Source organism: Streptomyces sp. NPDC041968 (genome assembly GCF_055589025.1).
The window spans coordinates 78,370-100,461 of the sequence record NZ_JBVJCB010000006.1 but is presented as its reverse complement, the minus strand read 5'-3'; the positions used below and the strand labels follow the sequence as shown (position 1 = coordinate 100,461).

Annotated in this window: 16 protein-coding genes and 1 tRNA gene; 16 read left to right on the top strand and 1 reads right to left on the bottom strand. The window is 72.7% G+C overall.

Features of this window, described 5'->3' with window-relative positions:
- Window positions 1-21 precede the first annotated feature (21 nt).
- Both ACZ6EG_RS16405 and ACZ6EG_RS16400 read left to right on the top strand, forming a co-directional pair.
- Window positions 22-3,114, top strand: a complete 3,093-nt coding sequence (locus tag ACZ6EG_RS16405) for a GTPase (protein WP_469605115.1) — start codon at window positions 22-24, stop codon at window positions 3,112-3,114.
- A complete protein-coding gene (locus tag ACZ6EG_RS16400; RefSeq protein WP_469605110.1) occupies window positions 3,104-4,849 on the top strand; it encodes a GTPase in 1,746 nt (581 codons plus the stop codon). The genes ACZ6EG_RS16405 and ACZ6EG_RS16400 overlap by 11 nt, the downstream gene beginning before the upstream one ends.
- Before the next feature lie 343 nt (window positions 4,850-5,192).
- Here ACZ6EG_RS16400 and ACZ6EG_RS16395 read toward each other — a convergent pair.
- Window positions 5,193-5,264 (bottom strand) — tRNA-Arg (locus ACZ6EG_RS16395).
- A 190-nt stretch (window positions 5,265-5,454) separates the two neighbouring features.
- Here ACZ6EG_RS16395 and ACZ6EG_RS16390 point away from each other — a divergent pair.
- The 14 genes from ACZ6EG_RS16390 (at window position 5,455) to ACZ6EG_RS16325 (ending at window position 22,003) form a co-directional block, all read left to right on the top strand.
- Window positions 5,455-5,919: a response regulator gene (locus ACZ6EG_RS16390; RefSeq protein WP_356604566.1), complete on the top strand. Its 465-nt coding sequence runs from the start codon at window positions 5,455-5,457 to the stop codon at window positions 5,917-5,919.
- Window positions 5,920-6,008: 89 nt separating this feature from the next.
- Entirely contained in the window at window positions 6,009-7,046 is a 1,038-nt protein-coding gene (gene nrtL, locus ACZ6EG_RS16385) for an ArgS-related anticodon-binding protein NrtL (RefSeq protein WP_469605107.1), read from the top strand.
- Window positions 7,047-7,064: 18 nt separating this feature from the next.
- Complete coding sequence (gene lysA, locus ACZ6EG_RS16380) at window positions 7,065-8,456, top strand: diaminopimelate decarboxylase (protein ID WP_391969554.1); 1,392 nt, start codon at window positions 7,065-7,067, stop codon at window positions 8,454-8,456.
- A gap of 164 nt (window positions 8,457-8,620) precedes the next feature.
- Window positions 8,621-9,913 carry a homoserine dehydrogenase gene (locus ACZ6EG_RS16375; RefSeq protein WP_391969553.1) on the top strand — a complete coding sequence of 431 codons (1,293 nt, stop codon included), beginning with the start codon at window positions 8,621-8,623 and terminating at the stop codon, window positions 9,911-9,913.
- A gap of 6 nt (window positions 9,914-9,919) precedes the next feature.
- Window positions 9,920-10,978 (top strand): threonine synthase, encoded by a 1,059-nt coding sequence (thrC, locus tag ACZ6EG_RS16370; protein ID WP_356604572.1) that lies wholly within the window; start codon window positions 9,920-9,922, stop codon window positions 10,976-10,978.
- Between the two features lie 317 nt (window positions 10,979-11,295).
- Complete coding sequence (gene thrB / locus ACZ6EG_RS16365) at window positions 11,296-12,225, top strand: homoserine kinase (protein WP_383646483.1); 930 nt, start codon at window positions 11,296-11,298, stop codon at window positions 12,223-12,225.
- A gap of 412 nt (window positions 12,226-12,637) precedes the next feature.
- Window positions 12,638-14,719 (top strand): transcription termination factor Rho, encoded by a 2,082-nt coding sequence (rho, locus tag ACZ6EG_RS16360; protein ID WP_391969552.1) that lies wholly within the window; start codon window positions 12,638-12,640, stop codon window positions 14,717-14,719.
- Between the two features lie 209 nt (window positions 14,720-14,928).
- Entirely contained in the window at window positions 14,929-16,692 is a 1,764-nt protein-coding gene (locus ACZ6EG_RS16355; protein ID WP_391969551.1) for a trypsin-like serine protease, read from the top strand.
- Window positions 16,693-17,038: 346 nt separating this feature from the next.
- Window positions 17,039-18,184: an LCP family protein gene (locus tag ACZ6EG_RS16350; RefSeq protein ID WP_391969550.1), complete on the top strand. Its 1,146-nt coding sequence runs from the start codon at window positions 17,039-17,041 to the stop codon at window positions 18,182-18,184.
- Window positions 18,185-18,321: 137 nt separating this feature from the next.
- Window positions 18,322-18,546 carry a 50S ribosomal protein L31 gene (rpmE, locus tag ACZ6EG_RS16345; RefSeq protein WP_018571447.1) on the top strand — a complete coding sequence of 75 codons (225 nt, stop codon included), beginning with the start codon at window positions 18,322-18,324 and terminating at the stop codon, window positions 18,544-18,546.
- Window positions 18,547-18,654: 108 nt separating this feature from the next.
- Window positions 18,655-19,731: a peptide chain release factor 1 gene (gene prfA, locus ACZ6EG_RS16340; protein ID WP_356604582.1), complete on the top strand. Its 1,077-nt coding sequence runs from the start codon at window positions 18,655-18,657 to the stop codon at window positions 19,729-19,731.
- A gap of 51 nt (window positions 19,732-19,782) precedes the next feature.
- Window positions 19,783-20,628 (top strand): peptide chain release factor N(5)-glutamine methyltransferase, encoded by an 846-nt coding sequence (gene prmC / locus ACZ6EG_RS16335; protein WP_356604584.1) that lies wholly within the window; start codon window positions 19,783-19,785, stop codon window positions 20,626-20,628.
- A 50-nt stretch (window positions 20,629-20,678) separates the two neighbouring features.
- Complete coding sequence (locus ACZ6EG_RS16330; protein ID WP_053137111.1) at window positions 20,679-21,326, top strand: L-threonylcarbamoyladenylate synthase; 648 nt, start codon at window positions 20,679-20,681, stop codon at window positions 21,324-21,326.
- Window positions 21,323-22,003, top strand: a complete 681-nt coding sequence (locus ACZ6EG_RS16325) for an arsenate reductase/protein-tyrosine-phosphatase family protein (RefSeq protein WP_053137114.1) — start codon at window positions 21,323-21,325, stop codon at window positions 22,001-22,003. Before ACZ6EG_RS16330 ends, ACZ6EG_RS16325 begins: the two co-directional genes overlap by 4 nt.
- Window positions 22,004-22,092: the final 89 nt, after the last annotated feature.

Genomic DNA, 22,092 nt, shown 5'->3' with positions numbered 1-22,092 from the left:
GCACGGAAGGGGAACGGCGGCATGCTGAACGACGGCATGCTGAACGGCGGCATGCTGAACGGCGGCGCGGCGAACGGCAGGACAGTGCACGACGGAACGGGTCTCAGAGCCGGGACGCTGGCCCTCCTGCTCGAACCGCTGGGAGTGGACGCCGTAGCGGGCCCGGCCGCACTCCAGCGCTTCGCCGAGGACGTGGCCGCGCTTGCCCGGGCGCGGGGTTGCCCGGCCCTGCCCCCGACCGGGAGCACGCTCCCACCGGTGTCCGACGCGGTGGCGGCCTGCGCCGAGGCACATGAACTGATCCGCCTGACGACGGCCCGAGGAGGGACCCCGGCCCCGCACGGCGACGCACACCTCGGCGAGCTGAGACGGCTCGACGGACTGCGGGGCCGTCTGCCGGCCCTGGAGGGCGTGCCGGTGGAGGCGCTCCGGGCGGACGCCGCGGCGCAGGCGGTCGCGGAACGGGAGCTGCCCGGAGCACTGGAGCCGTGCCGTCGCGCGGAGCGGGAGTGGCCAGAGGGGGTCTGGCCCTCGATCCGTGACGTCGACGTCGAGTCCGCGACGGCCGAGCTGAGCCTGCCCCGGGGCAGCCGACGGGCGGCCAGGGCACGCGAGCTGGTGCTGGGGCACGGTGCCGCCACACTCCGGGAGCTGCGCAACCGGGAACTGGTGCCACTCCTGGAGAAGGTGCGCGACCTGGTCGTGGCGGAGGAGGCGTACGAGACGCTCCTGTCGGGACGGCCGCGGTGGTGGCGCTGGCTCGCACCTGACACGCGCACCGGATTCGACGCGGAGCGGTGTGATGCCCTGCGCTGGGCCATCGAGGCCCGGGACACCGGCGCGGTCTCCGCGAGCGCGCTGGACATGCTCGCAGACGCCGACGTGCGGGCCGTGCTCGGACGCGGATCCGCCGCGGCGTCGGCGAGCCGGGCCGCCGATCCGTCCGCCCCCGCCTCGGGTTCGGCCGCGCCCGGCTCGGGTGGGGCGGCACCCGCCTCGGCTTCGACCGTGCGGATCACGGAAGGGCTCCTCGCATCCGCCTCCCGGACCGGCATCGACGAGCTGCGCGCCTTCGAGTCCTGGTACACGAAGAACCTCGCGTCCTTCGACCGCGTAGCCGCGGCCATGGACCTGTGGCGGACCGAACCTGCTCTCCGCGAGGCCCTCGCGCCCCTGGTCGCCCGGCTCGCGTCGTCGCCCGGCGCGGTGGACCCGAGCCGGCCGGCCTACCGCGACCTCCAGGCCGCCCTGCGGGTCGGGGCGGGGGCCGAGGCCGGGGGTGCGTCGTCGCCGACGCCGTACTCCCCGCACGCCGTCGACAACAGAAGACTCGTGGAGGTGATGCGGCGCCTGGGAGCACTCGAACGCGCACTGCGCGACGCCGTACGGTTCATGCCCGCCGCCGGAGGCAGGCTGACGGTCGCCGTCGCCGGACGGACCAAGTCCGGCAAGACCACGCTCCGCAAGGCCCTGATCCGCGACGCGGACCGGGACGGCATCGGGCGAGGAGCACATCGCACCACGCGGGAGACCGCCGCGTTCAGGGTCGGCTCCGTCACGTACCTCGACACGCCCGGTGTCGCGGCGAAGGACGACGACCACGACGCCACGCGGGCCCGGGCCGCCTGCGACCACGCCGACGCGGTCATATGGAACTACGCCGACACCCTGCGCGACGAGGAGTCCGCCGAACTCCTACGGCTGCTCCGCTCCGGGAAACCGCTGCTCATCGTCGTCAACGTGAAGAGCCGGGTCGTTGAACCGCACCGCCTGAGACGCTTCGCCGACGACCCGGCCAGGGAGTTCGAGCAGGTCGCGGGACACACTGCCCGGATCGAGCAGGTCTGCCGTGCCGCCGGTGCCGCCCCGCCCGCGGTTCTTCCCGTCCACTCCGGCGCCGCGCACGAAGCGCTGTCCACGCCGGACCGTGAGCTGGGAGACCGGGCCCTGCGGGCCAGCCGGCTGCCCGAGCTGGAGCAGTCCCTCACCCGGCTGCTGGCCGAGCGGGCGCTTCCACTGCGCGCCGTCCGGCTGGCCGACGGGGTCCGGGCACCGGTCGCCGCCGCTCACGACCGGCTCGCTCGTGAACTCCGGGGGATCGGTCTCGCGCTCGACGCGCTCGAACGCGCGACGGACGACGACCGGACCGCGGTGCTCACAGCCCTCCGGACGGCAGGCCGCGACACACGCGACCGGCTCGAAGCCGCGCGCCACCGAGCCAGCAAGCGGTTGCCGGACGTGGTCGGGGGTCTGGGCGGCGCGGACGCCGCGCGCACGTGGAGCGACTTCCTCACCGGCCTGGAAGTGGACGAACTCCTCTCCGGTCTCTCCGACGCGTGCGAGCGGGAGGCGCTGAACCGGGGTGTCCTCCTGCGCACGGCGGCCGACGCCCCGGAGCACACGGGTACCGTGCGACCGCGGGTACGGCCGCGCCCCGACCTCAGGACGCAGACCGCGACTCTCGGCACGGGGGCTGCCAAGGGGGCGGCGACGGCTCTCCTGAAGTCCGTGGTCGCCAAGGGAGTCCCCAAGTCCGCCCTCCCCCCTCCCGCGACGGTTGTGGTCCACGCGGCGGGGGCCCTGGCCGGAGCGGCGAAGGCGGTGAGCGGCGAGATCCTCCGGATACGGCGGGCGCAGGACCGGTGGGCGGACGCGAGCGCGACCGAGGCCGCGGCCCGCCTCGACGTGCTGTTCGACGAGCTGACGGCGTGGTCGGATCGGTTCACCGAGGCGGTGACGGACCAGACCGAGGCCCGGTTCGAAGCGTGGTCCGCGGACATCGTCACCGCGCGGGAAAGGTGCGAACGGCTCGCCCGACTGCGGCCGGTCCTGCGGTCCGCCCTCGACGGGATCGACCTCGTCCTGGCACGTCGGCTCCTCGACCTCGCGGGCGGTGACCCGGCGGCCGTCCGCCGGGCATGCCGGACACCCGGGGCCGAACTCCGGCTCTGGACCGACCCCTCCCGCACCGACGACGTACGGGCGCGCCTGCGCGACCGCTGCGTGGACGTACTCACCGAGCGGATCGAGATCCGCCCGGACCCCACGGACGAGAAGGGCGAGGTGCCACATGGCGACCGGGACGAGAGGAACGAGGGACCCCATGACGACTGACACGGCACTGGTCGACGCCTCGGCGAGCGAGGACCGCCCGAGCGCGCGGGTGCTCGCGCTGAGTGCCCGAGCCGAGGACGTACTGAGCGCCCACCCGCGCACCCGTCCGCTGGCCGCGGATCTGCCCCGTGCGGACACGAGCCCGCTGCGCATCGCCCTGCTGGGCCCGTACAGCGCGGGGAAGTCCACGCTCGTCGCGGCGCTCCTGGGGCTTCCCGCGGCCGACGTCGGCGCACTCGTCGACGCGGCTCCCAAGACGCACGAGGCGACGCCGTACGAGTGGGACGGAGCGACCCTCGTCGACCTGCCCGGGACCCTGTCGGGCGACGACGAACACTCCGAGGCGGCCCGGCGCGGCGTACGCGGCGCGGACGCTCTCATGATCGTGACGACGAGCGAACTGCCCGGCGAGGCGGAGACCGGGGCGATCCTGCAGGTGCTCGGCCCCGACGGGTTCGCCGACCGAAGTGTCGTCGTCGTCAACAAGATGAACGCGGAGAACAGCGACCGCGACGTCGTCCTCGACGAGATCCGGGCACGGCTCGGGCCCTTCGCCGACCGCGTCCCGGTCGTCCCGACCGACGCACGCGACTACATCGACGCCGTCAACGACCCGTCCCTGCCGGCGGCCGACCGTGCGGCACTCGTCACCGAAAGCGGCATCGACGCCCTCGCGGCCGAACTGAGGCGCGTCGTCGCGCCCGGCGTCGGCGGTGTCCGCCCCCGGGCCCAGGCGTTCGAACTCCTCCGTGTGCTGTCGGACGCCGAGCGGCAGTGGGAACTGGACGGTGAGGACCTCGGTGCCGCCCGCACCGCGCTGGAGGCCGGGGAAGCGGTCACCGCCGCCAGGGAACTCGTGCTGAGCGCCCTGGACAGGGAGAGCGGCGTCGTCGCCGACAGGATCACGGCGGCCGGAGGTAGGGCCGCCGCCGGGATCTCGGACAAGGACGGCACCATCCCCGACCGCGTCGCCGATGCCGTGCAAGGCGATCTGGAGGAGACGATGGGAGGCTTCGACGCGAGGTTCTCCTCGTCGGTACGGACGGCGTTCGACACCCTGGTCGCCGAGTACGGAACCCGTGTGCCGGAGCCGGATCCCTGGGCGAACGACCTCGAAGCCCTCGGGACGACGCCCGGCGAGGCGCCGAAGGAAGCGTCCCCGCTGGCGCAGGCGGTCAAGGAGGCGGCCAAGAAGGGCGCGAAGGCGAGCGCCGCGAAAGCGGGGGAGTGGCTCGGGAAGGTCAAGGACGGCGGCCATGGGCCGGGGAGCGCGGCCGCCGCCGTCGTGGACACGCTCAGCAAGCACGGGGTGGGACGGAAGATCCTCGACGCCGGTGGCAAAGTCACGGACGGGGCGGCAAAGTTCAAGCCGTGGGGCAAGACCAAGGCGGCCGGAAAGGTGGCGGGCGCGGCGGGCAAGGTGCAGTGGGCGCTGGCGGTCATGGGACCGCTGACGGACCTGGCGGGCGTCGCGCGGGAGCAAGGCGAGTGGATGGCGGTCAACAAGCGGCGGCAGCAGGTCAGGGACCATTTCGCCGAGCAGGCACGCGCACAGCGGGAGGCCCTCTCGGACTCCGGCACGCGGTACGTGAGCGCGTGGATCGCCCTGGTGGAGCAGTCGCTCGGTGACCTCACGGAGCGGGGAGCGAGGATCAACGCCGAGCGTGAGGCGGCGCTGAGGGCCATCGCGGACCTCCGCGACGAGGCCACGCGGCTTGCCGGGCCGACCCTGTGACCGACGGGGGACCGACGGGCCGAAGGGGCACGTCACCGGCGCATCGCCGCCCCGACCCCGCTCGCCCGGCGGCCGGCTGACACGAGGCGCTCCGACGCGACCCGCTGCGGCTGACCATGAGGCCATGTCCGCCCGGACCGGTCGGCCTACTGCCGTCTCGTCAGCCTGTCGGCATGACGGAGCGCGCCGTTCACCGTGGGGCGTTCCGACGCTCCTCCGGCGCAGGTCCACCGCGATCAGCGCGCAGCAACGACAAGGAGCGGGACCCAGTGAGACTGGATCCCGCTCTTCATGCTCGGCACCTGCGCTGGTCAACCGCATGATCTGGCTGGTTGAAGCGAAGTGCCCCCGGCAGGATTCGAACCTGCGCACACGGCTCCGGAGGCCGTTGCTCTATCCCCTGAGCTACGGGGGCGTGTTCGTCGCGGTGGGTGTTGCTCGCGGCGACGGGTAGAACACTACCAGCTCCGCCGGGGTGTTCATGAACGGGTTTTCGCGGGTCGCGCCGCCTCCCGGGGCGTCAGGCGCGGGGGTGTCGTCCCCCGCGCGGGGTGGAAGTGGGGAAAACCCGGACGCGGTGGCCGGTCCGGACCTACTCTCGAGTTGTGCCTAGGGCGTCCGGCCGGATTCTTGTCGTCGACGACAACAAGGTCATCCGGCAGCTGATCAGGGTCAATCTCGAGCTTGAGGGGTTCGAGGTCGTGACCGCGGCCGATGGTGCCGAGTGTCTTGATGTCGTCCATCAGGTGCGGCCCGACGCCGTCACGCTGGACGTGGTCATGCCTCGCCTGGACGGGGTGAGAACCGCCGCTCGTCTGCGTGCGGATCCGCGTACGCGGGACCTTCCGATCGCCATCGTCAGCGCCAGCAGCCAGTACGAGGTCGACGCCGGTTTCGAGGCCGGGGTCGACGCCTTCCTGTCCAAGCCCTTCGAACCCGCCGAGCTGGTCTCGCTCGTACGGCAGTTGGTGGAACGGCGGACGGCCCGGGGGAGTGCGGCCGCGTTGCGGTCGGTGCTCGGCGTGGCCGGGGAGAGCGAAGCGCCTGCTCGGGCCAAGCCGGCCGGGTGACCCCGCGCGCCCCTGCCGAGCGTCCACATCCCGGGACCGGGCCCAAACCGGCTCGCTTACCCACCCCCCTCCTCGCCTACGCTTGACCCGTGACCCCCGTAGAGCTCTCCCGTACCGTGCTGCACGCGGTGCGTCGCGCCGTCGACGCGGGTGAGCTGCACGTGAGCGTCCCGGCACGGGCCGTGGTCACCCCGCCGGGGCCCGGCGGATGCGGCGACTACGCCACCAACATCGCCCTGCAGCTGGCCCGGCCCGCCGGGCAGCCGCCGCTCCGGGTCGCCGAGGTGCTGCGGCCCTACCTCGTCGACGTCGACGGCATCACCGACGTCGTCCTCAGTGGGCCCGGTTTCCTCAACATCAGCCTGCACGGCGCCGCCCCCGCCGGTCTCGTCGAGGAGATCCTGCGGCGCGGGGCCCGGTACGGACACGCCGACGGGCCCGACGGAAGCGTCGTGCAGCTGCACTGCCCCGGCGACCTGCGTGCCGCCGTCGTCGCCGACGCCGCGGGGCGCGTCCTGCGGTCGCAGGGTGCGCTCGTGCGGGTCACCGCGGAGGCCGTCGAGCCCGAGTGGACCGCCGTCCTCGGGGTGCGTGTCGACGCGGTCGGCCCGGCACCCGCCGACCTGCCGGTGAACGTGCGGCCCGTCCCCGCCCCGGCGGACCCGCTGCCCCTCGGCCGGGACGCCGCCCGCTGGGCCCTGCTGCACCCCGCCGCCCACGACCGGCCCCGGATCGGCGACGAGCACCTCGCCCAGCGCGAGGACAACCCCCTCTTCCGCGTGCGGTACGCCCACGCCCGCTCCCAGGCCGCCGCCCGAAACGCCGCCGACCTCGGCTTCGCCGCCGAACCGGGGCCGCTAGCGGGCGTCCGCGAACTCACCGCCGTCCTCGCCGACCACCCCCGCGTCCTCGCCGCCGCGGCCGCGCATCGCGCCCCCGACCGGCTCGCCCGGCACCTCGTCACCGTCGCCGACGCCGCGCTGCCCTTCCTGCCCACCGTGCTGCCCCGCGGTGCGGAGAAACCCTCGGCCGCCCACCGCGCCCGGCTGGCCCTCGCCCAAGCCGTCGGGGCGGTGCTGGCCGGCGGCCTGTCCCTCCTCGGCATCGACGCACCCGACCACCTCTGAGAGAGCACAGAAGACGCCATGAGCCGTTCCGCACACCCCGCCGGGCCCCGTCACGCCGATGTCCTCCCCGAGGGCCACTACTCCGCCCCGCCCGCCGACCTGAACGTCCTCGACCCGAAGGTCTGGGCGCAGACCGTCGAGCGGGACGCCGACGGTGTCGTCACCGTCGGCGGGACGACCGTCACGCAGCTCGCCGAGGAGTACGGCACCCCCGCCTACGTCCTCGACGAGGCCGACTTCCGGGCCCGGGCGCGGGCCTGGCGCACCGCCTTCGGGGCCGACGCCGACGTGTTCTACGCCGGCAAGGCGTTCCTGTCGCGTGCCGTCGTGCGGTGGCTCGACGAGGAGGGGCTCAACCTCGACGTGTGCTCGGGCGGCGAACTCGCCACCGCGCTCTCCGCCGGGATGCCCGCCGAGCGCATCGCCTTCCACGGCAACAACAAGTCTCCGGAGGAGATCGAGCGGGCCGTCCGCGCCGACGTCGGGCGGATCGTGCTCGACTCCTTCCAGGAGATCGTGCGCGTCGCCCACATCGCCCAGTCGCTGGGCAAGCGGCAGCGCGTGCAGATCCGGGTCACCGTCGGGGTCGAGGCGCACACGCACGAGTTCATCGCCACCGCCCACGAGGACCAGAAGTTCGGCATCCCGCTGGCCGGCGGGCAGGCGGCGGAGGCCGTGCGGCGGGCCCTGCAGCTCGACGGGCTGGAGGTCATCGGGATCCACTCGCACATCGGGTCGCAGATCTTCGACATGTCGGGCTTCGAGGTCGCCGCCCACCGGGTCGTGGGGCTGCTCAAGGACATCCGCGACGAGCACGGGATCGAGCTGCCCGAGATCGACCTCGGCGGCGGGCTCGGGATCGCGTACACGAGCGACGACGACCCCCGCGAGCCGCACGAGATCGCCAAGGCGCTGACCGAGATCGTCACCCGCGAGTGCGAGAGCGCGCGGCTGCGTACGCCCCGCATCTCCGTCGAGCCGGGGCGTGCCATCGTCGGGCCCACCGCCTTCACGCTGTACGAGGTCGGCACCGTCAAGCCGCTCGACGGGCTGCGGACCTACGTCTCCGTCGACGGCGGCATGTCGGACAACATCCGCACCGCGCTGTACGACGCCGAGTACAGCGTCGCCCTGGTCTCCCGCACCTCCGACGCCCAGCCCATGCTCGTCCGCGTCGTCGGGAAGCACTGCGAGAGCGGGGACATCGTGGTGAAGGACGCCTTCCTGCCGGGCGACCTGGCCCCCGGGGACCTCATCGCCGTACCCGCGACCGGCGCGTACTGCCGGTCCATGGCCAGCAACTACAACCACGTGCTGCGCCCGCCCGTCGTCGCCGTGCGGGACGGTGAGGCGCGGGTCATCGTGCGCCGGGAGACCGAGGAGGACCTGCTGCGTCTCGACGTCGGCTGAGTCCCGGCAGGTCACGCGCGGGGGCGAGGCGGGGGCGGAAGATCTTTCGTCGTCCGCCCCTGCGAAAATGAAATAAACGTCTCACGATCCGGACGAAAGGCAGAAAATCCCGTCCGGTGCGTGAGACTGGTTCCACCGTAGACGGTATGAGGAAACGAGGTCGGATGATGCGTACGCGTCCGCTGAAGGTGGCGCTGCTGGGCTGTGGAGTGGTCGGCTCAGAGGTGGCGCGCATCATGACGACGCACGCCGACGACCTCGCCGCCCGGATCGGGGCCCCCGTGGAGCTCGCGGGCGTGGCCGTGCGCCGGCCCGACCGGGTGCGGGAGGGCATCGACCCCGCCCTCGTCACCACCGACGCCACGGCCCTGGTCAAGCGCGGGGACATCGACGTGGTCGTCGAGGTCATCGGCGGCATCGAGCCGGCCCGGACGCTCATCACCACCGCCTTCGAGCACGGCGCCTCCGTCGTCTCCGCCAACAAGGCGCTCCTCGCCCAGGACGGGGCCGCCCTGCACGCCGCGGCGGGCGCGCACGGCAAGGACCTCTACTACGAGGCCGCCGTCGCCGGTGCCATCCCGCTGATCCGGCCGCTGCGCGAGTCCCTCGCCGGCGACAAGGTCAACCGGGTGCTCGGCATCGTCAACGGGACGACCAACTTCATCCTCGACGCCATGGACACCACCGGCGCCGGGTACCAGGAGGCGCTCGACGAGGCCACGGCCCTCGGGTACGCCGAGGCCGACCCGACCGCCGACGTGGAGGGCTTCGACGCCGCCGCGAAGGCCGCCATCCTCGCCGGCATCGCCTTCCACACGCGGGTGCGCCTCGACGACGTCTACCGCGAGGGCATGACCGAGGTCACCGCCGGCGACTTCGCCTCCGCCAAGGAGATGGGCTGCACCATCAAGCTGCTCGCCATCTGCGAGCGGGCGGCCGACGGCGGCTCCGTCACGGCGCGCGTGCATCCCGCGATGATCCCGCTCAGCCATCCGCTGGCCAACGTGCGCGGCGCCTACAACGCGGTCTTCGTGGAGTCCGACGCCGCCGGTCAGCTCATGTTCTACGGACCCGGTGCCGGCGGTTCGCCGACGGCCTCCGCCGTGCTCGGCGACCTCGTCGCCGTCTGCCGCAACCGGATCGGCGGCGCGACCGGCCCCGGCGAGTCCGCGTACGCCGCGCTGCCCGTCTCGCCGATGGGCGACGTCGTCACGCGCTACCACATCAGCCTCGACGTGGCCGACAAACCGGGCGTGCTCGCCCAGGTCGCGACCGTGTTCGCGGAGCACGGTGTCTCCATCGACACCGTGCGGCAGTCCGGCAAGGACGGCGAGGCATCCCTCGTCGTCGTCACCCACCGCGCGTCCGACGCCGCCCTCGGCGGTACGGTCGAGGCGCTGCGCAAGCTCGACACCGTGCGGGGTGTCGCCAGCATCATGCGGGTTGAAGGAGAGTAACCAGCAATGACCCACCAGTGGCGCGGAATCATCGAGGAGTACCGGGACAGGCTGCCCGTCTCCGACAGCACGCCCGTCGTGACGCTCCGCGAGGGCGGCACGCCGCTCGTGCCCGCGCAGGTGCTCTCCGAGCGCACGGGCTGCGAGGTCCACCTCAAGGTCGAGGGGGCGAACCCGACCGGGTCCTTCAAGGACCGCGGTATGACCATGGCCATCAGCAAGGCCAAGGAGGAGGGCGCGCAGGCCGTCATCTGCGCGTCCACCGGCAACACCTCCGCCTCCGCCGCCGCGTACGGCGTGCGGGCCGGGATGGTCTCGGCGGTCCTCGTGCCGCAGGGCAAGATCGCCCTCGGCAAGATGGGCCAGGCCCTCGTGCACGGCGCGAAGATCCTCCAGGTCGACGGCAACTTCGACGACTGCCTCACGCTGGCCCGCGCGTTGAGCGACAACTACCCGGTGGCACTGGTCAATTCGGTCAACCCGGTCCGTATCGAGGGGCAGAAGACGGCCGCCTTCGAGATCGTCGACATGCTCGGCGACGCCCCCGACATCCACGTCCTGCCGGTCGGCAACGCGGGCAACATCACCGCGTACTGGAAGGGCTACAAGGAGTACGCCGCCGACAGGGTCAGCACGAAGGCGCCGCGCATGTGGGGCTTCCAGGCCTCCGGCAGCGCCCCGATCGTGCGCGGCGAGGTCGTCAAGGACCCGTCGACCATCGCGACCGCGATCCGGATCGGCAACCCCGCCTCGTGGGACTTCGCCCTCGCCGCGCGGGACGAGTCCGGCGGCGCCATCGACGAGGTGACGGACCGTGAGATCCTGCGCGCCTACCGGCTGTTGGCCTCCCAGGAGGGTGTCTTCGTCGAGCCCGCGTCCGCCGCGTCGGTGGCCGGCCTGCTGAAGGCGGCCGAGCAGGGCAAGGTCGACCCGGGGCAGCGGATCGTGTGCACCGTGACCGGCAACGGGCTCAAGGACCCGGACTGGGCCGTCGCCGGCGCTCCGCAGCCGGTCACCGTGCCGGTGGACGCGGCGACGGCGGCCGAGCGGCTCGGCCTGATCTAGGGCCGGGCCCGTCCCGCCGGCGTAAGAGGGCGTAAGCGACGCCCGAGCGGGAAAGCCATGCACAGGGGGTGCACGGGGGGCTTACGACACGCATCGTGCGCCTCCTGTGCGCCCTATGTCGCCGGAGAACCTTCCTTCGATAGGCTGTACCGAACCCGCCCGCCGCATATGCCGCGGCGCCGCGCTGTCTCCGCGGTCGCAAGGCGGCCGGCCGCGGTCGGCAGGGATCGGCCGTTCGACAGGCAGCGGCGACCCGGGTTCCGTACGTCATCGAATGTCATTCGACAGTCACGCAGCTCAAGGAGAGTCATCGAGCGATGGCCGGTCCAGCGTTCCGCGCCGCCGCCGTCAGGGTGCGCGTCCCCGCCACCAGCGCCAACCTCGGCCCGGGCTTCGACGCCCTGGGCCTCGCGCTGGGCTTGTACGACGACGTGGTCGTCCGGGTCGCCGACTCCGGGCTGCACATCGACATCGCGGGTGAGGGCAGCGAGACCCTCCCGCGCGACGAGAAACACCTGCTCGTACGGTCCCTGCGCACCGCCTTCGACCTCCTGGGCGGGCAGCCGCGGGGCCTGGAGATCGTCTGCGCCAACCGCATCCCGCACGGCCGCGGCCTCGGCTCCTCCTCCGCCGCCATCTGTGCCGGCATCGTCGCCGCCCGCGCGGTGACCATAGGCGGCGAGGCCCGGCTCGACGACGCCGCGCTGCTCGACCTCGCCACCGAGATCGAGGGCCACCCCGACAACGTGGCGGCCTGTCTGCTGGGCGGTTTCACCCTGTCCTGGATGGAGTCCGGCGCCGCCCGGGCGATCAGGATGGACCCCGCCGATTCCATCGTTCCGGTGGTTTTCGTGCCCGGGAAGCCGGTACTGACGGAGACCGCGCGCGGACTGCTCCCGCGCTCCGTCCCGCACGTCGACGCCGCCGCCAACGCCGGCCGTGCCGCCCTGCTCGTCGAGGCCCTGACCAGGCGCCCCGAGCTGCTGCTGCCGGCCACCGAGGACCGCCTGCACCAGGAGTACCGCGCCCCGGCCATGCCGGAGAGCGCGGCACTGGTGGAGAGGCTGCGCGGCGACGGCGTACCCGCGGTGATCTCGGGCGCCGGCCCCACGGTGATGGCACTGGCCGACGCCGACACGGCCGACAAGGTCGAGGCGCTGGCCGGCACGGAATGGGCGGCCAACCGGCTCAGCCTGGACCAGCAGGGCGCGTGCGTCCTGCCGCTGGCGACCTCCGGCGACACATAAAAAGCGTGCGGTTGCCGGATTTCGAGAGGGGGAATGTTTGTTGGATCCGGTAGTGTTAATCTCAAGTCTGCACCCGACCCCACCATGGCGAGGTGCCTCGTGTCCCCGTCCGGGACAGACATTCTTCCGGGAGCCCCCCAAGCCGCATTGTGTGGTGGACGCCGTACGTGATCAGTACGGCCGACACGGACACTGAGCGGCCCGTCGGGCACGTTTCGGAACCGGTGCGACCACGCCGCGTGACACAGACACTGGGTGCCACGGCCGGGGGGCGCGCCATCACCAGATATCTCTTCCGCCGTTCAGGCGGACCACCGCCCCGGCACGGTTCACACAGCAAGAACCGAAGCCGGACAGCACAACCGGTCGCCGAGCCAGACAGGCCGACGTCCGCTCCAGGGAAGGACCCTTCGTGAGCGACACCACCGATCTGATGGGCGCACGTGTCGAGGAGACCGCTGCCGCGCCCGCCACGGACGCCTCCGCGCCTGCCACCGGTGCCGGCTCCCGGCGGCGCCGTGGTACCGGCCTCGAGGGCATGGTGCTGGCCGAGCTGCAGCAGGTCGCATCCGGCCTCGGCATCAGGGGCACCGCGCGGATGCGCAAGAGCCAGCTGATCGAGGTCATCAAGGAGGCGCAGGCCGCCGGGGGAGCCCCCGCCAAGGCCGCGCCCGCCGCCGCGGACGCCGCCGGCGAGACCAAGCCGAAGCGCCGCAGCACCTCCCGGTCGCGTACGGGCGACGAGGCCCCCGCCGACAAGGCGGAGAAGGCCGGCAAGGCCGAGAAGAAGGCCGACAGTACGGCCGCCGACAAGGCCGCCCAGCAGCAGATCGACATCCCCGGCCAGCCGTCGCCCAAGGTCTCGGCCTCGGCCGAGCAGGCCGGCGCCCCCGCCGACGACGCCCCCTCCGAGCGCCGTCGTCGCCGGGCCACCGCCGACGCGGGCAGCCCGTCCGCGGCCACCGACGCCGTGGCCGTCGAGACCCGGAGCGAGCCCAAGGGCGAGTCGTCGGCCCAGCAGCAGGGCCAGGGCGACGCCCGCTCCGACAGCGAGGGCGAGGGCCGCCGTCGCGACCGCCGGGACCGCGGGGACCGCGAGCGTGGCGGCGACCGCGACCGCGGCGACCGTGGACGCGACCGCGACCGCCGGGGCAAGGGCGACGACCAGCAGAACCAGGGCGGTCAGCGCCAGCAGCAGGGCGGCGGCCGTCAGGACCGCCAGCAGCAACAGCGGGCCGACGAGGACGGGGACGACTTCGAGGGCGGCCGCCGTGGCCGTCGCGGCCGCTACCGCGACCGCCGTGGCCGCCGCGGGCGCGACGAGATCCAGCAGGAGCCGCAGATCAACGAGGACGACGTCCTCATCCCGGTCGCCGGCATCCTCGACATCCTCGACAACTACGCGTTCATCCGGACCTCCGGCTACCTGCCCGGCCCCAACGACGTGTACGTGTCCCTCGCCCAGGTCCGCAAGAACGGCCTGCGCAAGGGTGACCACATCACCGGTGCCGTGCGCCAGCCCAAGGAGGGCGAGCGCCGCGAGAAGTTCAACGCGCTGGTGCGCCTGGACTCCGTCAACGGCATGGCGCCCGAACACGGCCGCGGGCGGCCGGAGTTCAACAAGCTGACCCCGCTGTACCCGCAGGACCGCCTGCGCCTGGAGACGGACCCCGGGGTCCTCACCACCCGCATCATCGACCTCGTCGCGCCCATCGGTAAGGGCCAGCGCGGTCTGATCGTGGCCCCGCCGAAGACCGGCAAGACCATGATCATGCAGGCGATCGCCAACGCGATCACGCACAACAACCCCGAGTGCCACCTGATGGTCGTCCTGGTCGACGAGCGTCCGGAAGAGGTCACCGACATGCAGCGGTCGGTGAAGGGCGAGGTCATCTCCTCGACCTTCGACCGCCCGGCCGAGGACCACACCACGGTCGCCGAGCTGGCCATCGAGCGCGCCAAGCGCCTGGTGGAGCTGGGTCACGACGTCGTCGTGCTGCTCGACTCGATCACCCGTCTGGGCCGCGCGTACAACCTCGCCGCCCCGGCCTCCGGCCGCATCCTGTCCGGTGGTGTCGACTCGACCGCCCTGTACCCGCCGAAGCGCTTCTTCGGTGCGGCCCGCAACATCGAGGACGGCGGCTCGCTGACCATCCTCGCCACCGCCCTGGTGGACACCGGGTCCCGCATGGACGAGGTCATCTTCGAGGAGTTCAAGGGCACCGGCAACGCCGAGCTCAAGCTCGACCGGAAGCTCGCCGACAAGCGCATCTTCCCGGCGGTGGACGTCGACGCGTCCGGCACCCGCAAGGAGGAGATCCTGCTCGGCAGCGACGAGCTCGCCATCACCTGGAAGCTGCGCCGCGTGCTGCACGCGCTCGACCAGCAGCAGGCGATCGAGCTGCTCCTCGACAAGATGAAGCAGACCAAGTCGAACGCCGAGTTCCTGATGCAGATCCAGAAGACGACGCCCACCCCGGGCAACGGCGACTAGGTTCACCGCCGGACGTCTCAAGGCGCGGTCGGAAGTCCCGCTCCGTCACACAGGTGACGGGGCGGGACTTCCGGCTTGTAAGATCAGCGCACTGCAGTGGGGGGGAACGTATTTTCGGATACGCCCACGGGGCGATCTGTGCTGCCTTCACGGGCCCGCGCCCCCGGGCCCTTCTCTCCTGCGAGCATTCACCGCGACAGGAGACCTGAGTGACCTCAACCTCTCGAAGAGCCCGCCTGGCTCTTCCCGCGGCCACCGCCGCACTCGCCCTGTCGGGCGCGGTTCTCGCGGCCGCCCCCGCCCAGGCGTCCGGTACGACGCCCCTCCCGCCCCAGCCGGCCGTCACCGAGCGGGTCGCCGCCTCCCAGGCGGAGCTGCTGGAGCGCGTGCAGGGCTCCGGGGCGACGCTCCCGGACGCCGCCGCCCCCGGACAGCCGAAGCCCGCCCAGGGCACCGAGTCCCCGTCCGGCACCGTCGACCCGAAGATCATCGGCGGTACGAACGCGACCCTCGCCGAGGCCCCGTGGATGGTGCAGCTGCACTACTACGACGCGACCACGGACGAGGGCTACTTCTGCGGCGGCACCCTGATCGCCCCGGCGAAGGTCCTGACCGCCGCGCACTGCGTGTACGGCCTGGACTGGGCCCAGAACGGGGCGGTCGTCGCCGGCACGGCCCAGCTGCCCGACGACGAGGGCGACCTGCACGGCGGCCGGGTCGCCGGCGTGTACCGCCAGTGGGTCAACCCCACCTACCGCCCGAGCACGACGTCCGGCGGCGACCTCGCGGTGCTGACGCTGAACGAGGCACTGCCGTACAAGACGCTCCGCACGACGTCGAGCGGCGACACCGCCTCCTACGCCAACGGCACCCCGGCGACGGTCTACGGCTGGGGGCGCACCAGCTCCACCAGTGAGGCCATCTCGCCGACGCTGAGGAAGGCGACCGTGCCCATGCGGTCGGACGCGGCCTGCACCTCGTACTGGGGCTCCGACTTCGTGGCCGGTCAGATGGCCTGCGCCGGGAACCCGGCCTCCGGCCAGGACGCCGGCACGGTCTCCCCGTGCAACGGGGACTCCGGCGGCCCGCTGGTGGTCAACGGCCGGATCGCCGGCGTCGTGTCCTGGGGCGTCAAGGACTGCGTCGCCTCGGGCGCCTACGGCGTGTACGCCAAGACCCGCACCTACGTCGGCGACATCAACGCCCGCGTCGACGACAGCGACCTCGACTTCGACGGTCTCGCGGACCTCATCGTGCGCACGCCCGGCGGAGAGGCCTACGAGTACTCCTCGTTCGGCGACCGGGCGCCCTACCTGGGCGACCGCGTCGGGCTGGGCGACTGGGGCGGGGTGAACCTGATGCGCCAGGCGGACCTGAACCGCGACTCGTACCAGGACTACCTGTACCGCGCCACGGACGGTGTGCTGTACAACTTCGCGTTCAACGGTTTTGACCGCTACGAGGAGATCCGCGTCGGCGGCGGCTGGAACGCGATGAAGGACCTGCGGGTGCCGGGCGACCTGTCCGGCGACGCGCTGCCCGACCTGGTCGCCAAGGACAAGGACGGCGTCCTGTGGCTCTACCCCGGCAAGGGCGACGGCACGTTCGGCACCCGCGCGCGGATCGGCGGCGGCTGGGGCACGTACACGATCACCGGCACGGGTGACTACAACCGCGACGGCAGGGCCGACCTGCTGGCGCGGGACGGCTCGGGCGTCCTGTGGCTGTACCCGGGCACCGGCAAGGCCTCCCCGGCGCTCGGCACCCGCGTCCGGGTCGGCGGCGGCTGGTCCGCGTACAACGCCCTCACCACCGCCGGCGACAGCACCGGCGACGGCAGGCCCGACCTGCTGGCCAGGGACACCTCCGGCGTGCTGTGGCTGTACAAGGGCACCGGTGGCACGGGCGCCGCGACGTTCAAGGCCCGCGTCAAGGTCGGCGGCGGCTGGGGAGCGTTCAACCTCTTCGGCTGATCCCGCCCGGACCGCCCGCCCGCCCACCAGGGGCCGCCTCCATCCTTCCGGAGGCGGCCCTTCGTGTTGCGATCTTCACCACACGGCGGGTTCCCGCGCCCGGCCCCGGGTACCCGGACGCGCTCCGGCGGCTTCCCAGGTCAGCGGAGCGGACCGCCGCCCGCCGAGTACGCTGCGTGACCGCTTCCCCACCCGGCCGCCACAGACCGTTGTGCAACCCTGTCCCGAGTTCCGCCGTCTCCACAACGGAGGGACGATGGTGAGGTACCGGCCAGAACCCGCCGGAACCGACCGCCCCGACCCTGAGCGCAGGGGGTAACCGACCGGACGAACACCCGAGGAGCACATGTCCGCCGAGAGCACGCCCGAGCATCCGATACCCGGTCCCGGGGACCCCCACGGTCCCGGACCCCGCCGCCGGGGCAAGGGCCGCCGCCGCAGGCCGCGCGCCGGACGGCGCAAGGCACTGCTCGTCGCGGCCTGGAGCGCCGCGGGCATCGTGGTCCTGGGCGGCACCGGCGCGGGCGTCCTGTACTTCAAGCTCAACGGCAACCTGACGAGCGTCGACATCGACCAGGTCCTCGGCGCCGACCGCCCCGAGAAGACCGACGACGGCTCCGAGAACATCCTGGTCCTCGGCTCGGACACCCGCTCCGGCGGCAACGGCGAACTCGGCGGCGGCACCGACGACGGCACCGCCCGCTCCGACACGGCGATGATCGTGCACGTCCACAAGGGCCACAAGAAGGCCAGCGTGGTCTCCGTACCGCGCGACACCCTCATCGACCGCCCCGCCTGCACCGGCACCGACGGCACCGAGCACCCCGCCGCCCACGAGGTGATGTTCAACTCCGCCTACGCCACCGGCGGCGCCCCCTGCGCCGTGAAGACCGTCGAGTCGGTCAGCGGCCTGCGCATGGACCACTACCTCGAGGTCGACTTCAGCGGCTTCCAGAAGCTCATCGACGACCTCGGCGGCGTCGACGTCACCACCACCGAGGCCATCCGGGACCCCGACAGCCACCTCGACCTGGCCGCCGGCACCCACACCCTCGACGGCGAGCAGGCCCTCGGCCTGGTCCGCACCCGGCACGGCGTCGGCGACGGCTCCGACCTCGGCCGCATCCAGCTCCAGCAGGCCTTCGTCAAGGCCCTGGTCGCCCAGGTCAAGGACGTCGGTCTGCTCGGCAACCCCAAGAAGCTGTACGACGTCGCCGACACCGCCACCAAGACCGTCACCACCGACTCCGACCTGGGCTCGGTGAACTCCCTGATGTCCTTCGCGAGCGGCCTGAAGGGCATCGACGCCTCGCACATGAACATGGTCACGATGCCGGTCCGGTACGACCCCGCGGACGCCAACCGCGTCCTGGTCGCCGAGGACCAGGCCCGCCAGGTGTGGGACGCCCTGAAGAACGACCGGCCGATCCCGCGGAGCGCCACCGAGGGGACGGCCACCGGCGGGGCCAAGGACGTCGTGACCGCCTCCTGAACCCCGGGGGAATAGACGGCCCCCGCCCCCGGTTTTGGGGGATGGCCCCAGTCCTGGCAGACTGGTACGTCGGCTCCGGTTCACGCTCCCGCATCCCGCGGCGGCGACCCGGCGCCCTCCCGAACCTAGGAGACACCTTGAAGCGCGACATCCACCCCGAGTACGTCGAGACGCAGGTCAGCTGCACCTGTGGCGCGTCGTTCACCACCCGCAGCACCATCGACTCCGGCACCATCCGCGCCGAGGTCTGCTCCGAGTGCCACCCGTTCTACACGGGCAAGCAGAAGATCCTCGACACCGGTGGCCGTGTGGCCCGCTTCGAGGCCCGCTTCGGCAAGGCTGCCGCCGGCTCCAAGAAGTAGCGAGCCCCCAATCGCCGGTCCACGGCCGCGCCCCCAGCCGGGGGAGCGCCGGGACCGGCGTTTTTGGTCGCCCGCCTTCCCCTTCCCAAGCAGTAGCAGGAGCCCCAGATGTTCGAGGCCGTCGAGGAACTCGTCGTTGAGCACGCCGACCTGGAGAAGAAGCTCGCCGACCCGTCGGTCCACGCCGACCAGGCCAACGCGCGCAAGCTGAACAAGCGGTACGCCGAGCTGACCCCGATCGTCGCCACGTTCCGCTCCTGGAAGCAGACCGGCGACGACATGGAGACCGCGCGCGAGTTCGCCGCCGACGACCCCGACTTCGCCGCCGAGGTCAAGGAGCTGGACAAGCAGCGCGAGCAGCTCACCGAGAAGCTCCGCCTCCTGCTCGTCCCGCGCGACCCCAGCGACGACAAGGACGTCATCCTGGAGATCAAGGCGGGCGCGGGCGGCGACGAGTCGGCCCTCTTCGCCGGCGACCTGCTGCGCATGTACCTGCGGTACGCCGAGCGGGTCGGCTGGAAGACCGAGATCATCGACGCCACCGAGTCCGAGCTGGGCGGCTACAAGGACGTCCAGGTCGCCGTGAAGACCAAGGGCGGCCAGGGCGCCACCGAGCCCGGCCAGGGCGTCTGGGCCCGTCTGAAGTACGAGGGCGGCGTGCACCGCGTGCAGCGCGTGCCGGCCACCGAGTCCCAGGGCCGTATCCACACCTCCGCGGCCGGCGTGCTGGTCACGCCCGAGGCCGAGGAGATCGACGTCGAGATCAACCCCAACGACCTGCGCATCGACGTCTACCGGTCCTCCGGCCCCGGCGGCCAGTCCGTCAACACCACCGACTCCGCCGTGCGCATCACGCACATCCCGACCGGAGTCGTCGCCTCCTGCCAGAACGAGAAGAGCCAGCTGCAGAACAAGGAGCAGGCGATGCGTATCCTGCGCTCCAGGCTGCTCGCGGCGGCGCAGGAGGAGGCGGAGAAGGAGGCCGCGGACGCCCGGCGCAGCCAGGTCCGCACCGTCGACCGCTCCGAGAAGATCCGCACCTACAACTACCCGGAGAACCGCATCTCCGACCACCGCGTCGGGTTCAAGGCGTACAACCTGGACCAGGTCCTGGACGGCGACCTCGACTCGGTGATCCAGGCCTGCGTCGACGCGGACTCGGCGGCCAAGCTCGCCGCCGCCTAGGCACCCTCGCACCACCCGCACCGGACCCCAGCTCAGCCCCGGAGGACCAGCGTGAACCTGCTGCTCATGGAGGTGGCCCAGGCCACCCAGCGGCTGGCCGACGCCGGCGTGCCCTCGCCGCGCACCGACGCGGAGGAGCTCGCCGCGTACCTGCACGGCGTCAAGCGGGGCGAGCTGCACACCGTGCCGGACGCGGACTTCGACGCCCGGTACTGGGAGGTCGTCGCCCGCCGCGAGGCGCGCGAGCCGCTCCAGCACATCACCGGCCGCGCCTACTTCCGCTACCTGGAGCTCCAGGTCGGCCCCGGTGTCTTCGTGCCCCGCCCCGAGACCGAGTCGGTCGTCGGGTGGGCCATAGACGCCGTGCGCGCCATGGACGTCGTCGAGCCCTGCATCGTCGACCTGTGCACCGGCTCGGGCGCCATCGCGCTCGCCCTCGCCCAGGAGGTGCCGCGCTCGCGCGTGCACGCCGTGGAGCTGTCCGAGGACGCCCTCAAGTGGACGCGCAAGAACATGGAGGGGTCCAGGGTCGAGCTGCGCCAGGGCGACGCCCTGACGGCCTTCCCGGACCTCGACGGCCAGGTCGACCTGGTCGTCTCCAACCCGCCGTACATCCCGCTCACCGAATGGGAGTACGTCGCCCCCGAGGCCCGCGACCACGATCCGCAGATGGCGCTGTTCTCCGGCGAGGACGGCCTCGACCTGATCCGCGGCCTGGAGCGGACCGCCCACCGCCTGCTGCGCCCCGGCGGGGTCGTCGTCGTCGAGCACGCCGACACCCAGGGCGGCCAGGTGCCGTGGATCTTCACCGAGGAGCGGGGCTGGGCCGACGCGGCCGACCACCCCGACCTCAACAAACGCCCCCGCTTCGCGACCGCCCGCAAGGCGCTCCCGTGAGCACCGCCCCGACTTCGACCCCGCAGTACGTGTACGAGGAGGCCCGCTAAATGGCACGGCGATACGACACCAACGACGCGACCGACCGTGTGACCGGTCTGCGCGAGGCCGCCTCCGCCGTGCGCCGGGGCGAGCTCGTGGTGCTGCCGACCGACACCGTGTACGGCATCGGTGCCGACGCCTTCACCGGGGAGGCCGTCGCCGACCTGCTGGACGCCAAGGGCCGGGGCCGCAACATGCCCACGCCCGTCCTCATCGGCTCGCCGAACACCCTGCACGGCCTGGTCACCGACTTCTCCGAGCTGGCCTGGGAGCTGGTCGACGCCTTCTGGCCCGGCGCGCTCACCCTGGTCGCCAAGCACCAGCCGTCCCTCCAGTGGGACCTCGGCGACACCCGCGGCACGGTCGCCGTCCGCATGCCGCTGCACCCCGTCGCCATCGAGCTGCTCACCGAGGTCGGCCCGATGGCCGTCTCCTCCGCCAACCTCACCGGCCACCCGGCGCCCGAGGACTGCGACGCCGCCCAGCAGATGCTCGGCGACTCCGTCTCCGTCTACCTCGACGGCGGCCCCACCCCCGGCAACGTCCCGTCGTCCATCGTCGACGTCACCCGCGAGGTGCCCGTGCTGCTGCGCGCGGGCGCCTTGTCGGCCGAGGAACTGCGCAAGGTGGTACCCGACCTCGAGGTGGCGAATTGACGGCCCCTGGGACGGGGCGTGGCATAGGCAGCGCAGAACGCGCCGCGGAGATCACGACGACGTTCGTCGGGCTTCCGCGCGACAGCTTCCGCATCCTCCACGTCAGCACCGGAAACGTCTGCCGCTCACCCATCACCGAGCGGCTGACCCGGCATTTCGTGACGGAGCGGCTCGGCGTGCTCGGCGGCGGCCTGATCGTGGAGAGCGCCGGCACCTGGGGCCACGAGGGCGCCCCCATGGAGGCGAACGCGGAGACCGTGCTCGCGGACTTCGGCGCGGACGCGGCCGGCTTCACCGGGCGCGAGCTGCTCGACGAGCACGTGATCCGCGCGGACCTGGTGCTGACCGCGACGCGGGACCACCGCGCCCAGGTCATCTCCATGGGGCACTCGGCGGGGCTGCGCACCTTCACCCTCAAGGAGTTCACCCGCCTGGTGAACGCCATCGACCCGGCCACGCTGCCCTCCCTGGACGAGGGCGTGGTCACGCGCGCGCGGGCCCTGGTACGGGCCGCGGCGGCGCTGCGCGGCTGGCTGCTGGCACCGACGGCGGAGGCCGACGAGGTCTACGACCCGTACGGGGCGCCGCTGCCCTTCTTCCGGTCGATCGGCGACGAGATACACCAGGCCCTCGATCCCGTGGTGACGGCGCTGACGGGGGTCGCGGCGCGGACGTGACGGGCGCCGCCGAGGCGGCCGCCCCGGCGGGCACCGCCTGGATGCGCGGCACCTCGGGCGGCTTCGGCGCCCCGGGCCTACATTGGTCG

Excerpts from the sequence above, each read along its gene's own strand:
- ACZ6EG_RS16405 (WP_469605115.1), top strand. The coding sequence starts at position 22 with ATGCTGAACGACGGCATGCTGAACGGCGGCATGCTGAACGGCGGCGCG.
- ACZ6EG_RS16400 (WP_469605110.1), top strand. The coding sequence starts at position 3,104 with ATGACGACTGACACGGCACTGGTCGACGCCTCGGCGAGCGAGGACCGC.
- lysA (WP_391969554.1), top strand. The coding sequence starts at position 7,065 with ATGAGCCGTTCCGCACACCCCGCCGGGCCCCGTCACGCCGATGTCCTC.
- ACZ6EG_RS16375 (WP_391969553.1), top strand. The coding sequence starts at position 8,621 with ATGATGCGTACGCGTCCGCTGAAGGTGGCGCTGCTGGGCTGTGGAGTG.
- thrC (WP_356604572.1), top strand. The coding sequence starts at position 9,920 with ATGACCCACCAGTGGCGCGGAATCATCGAGGAGTACCGGGACAGGCTG.
- thrB (WP_383646483.1), top strand. The coding sequence starts at position 11,296 with ATGGCCGGTCCAGCGTTCCGCGCCGCCGCCGTCAGGGTGCGCGTCCCC.
- ACZ6EG_RS16350 (WP_391969550.1), top strand. The coding sequence starts at position 17,039 with ATGTCCGCCGAGAGCACGCCCGAGCATCCGATACCCGGTCCCGGGGAC.
- prfA (WP_356604582.1), top strand. The coding sequence starts at position 18,655 with ATGTTCGAGGCCGTCGAGGAACTCGTCGTTGAGCACGCCGACCTGGAG.
- ACZ6EG_RS16330 (WP_053137111.1), top strand. The coding sequence starts at position 20,679 with ATGGCACGGCGATACGACACCAACGACGCGACCGACCGTGTGACCGGT.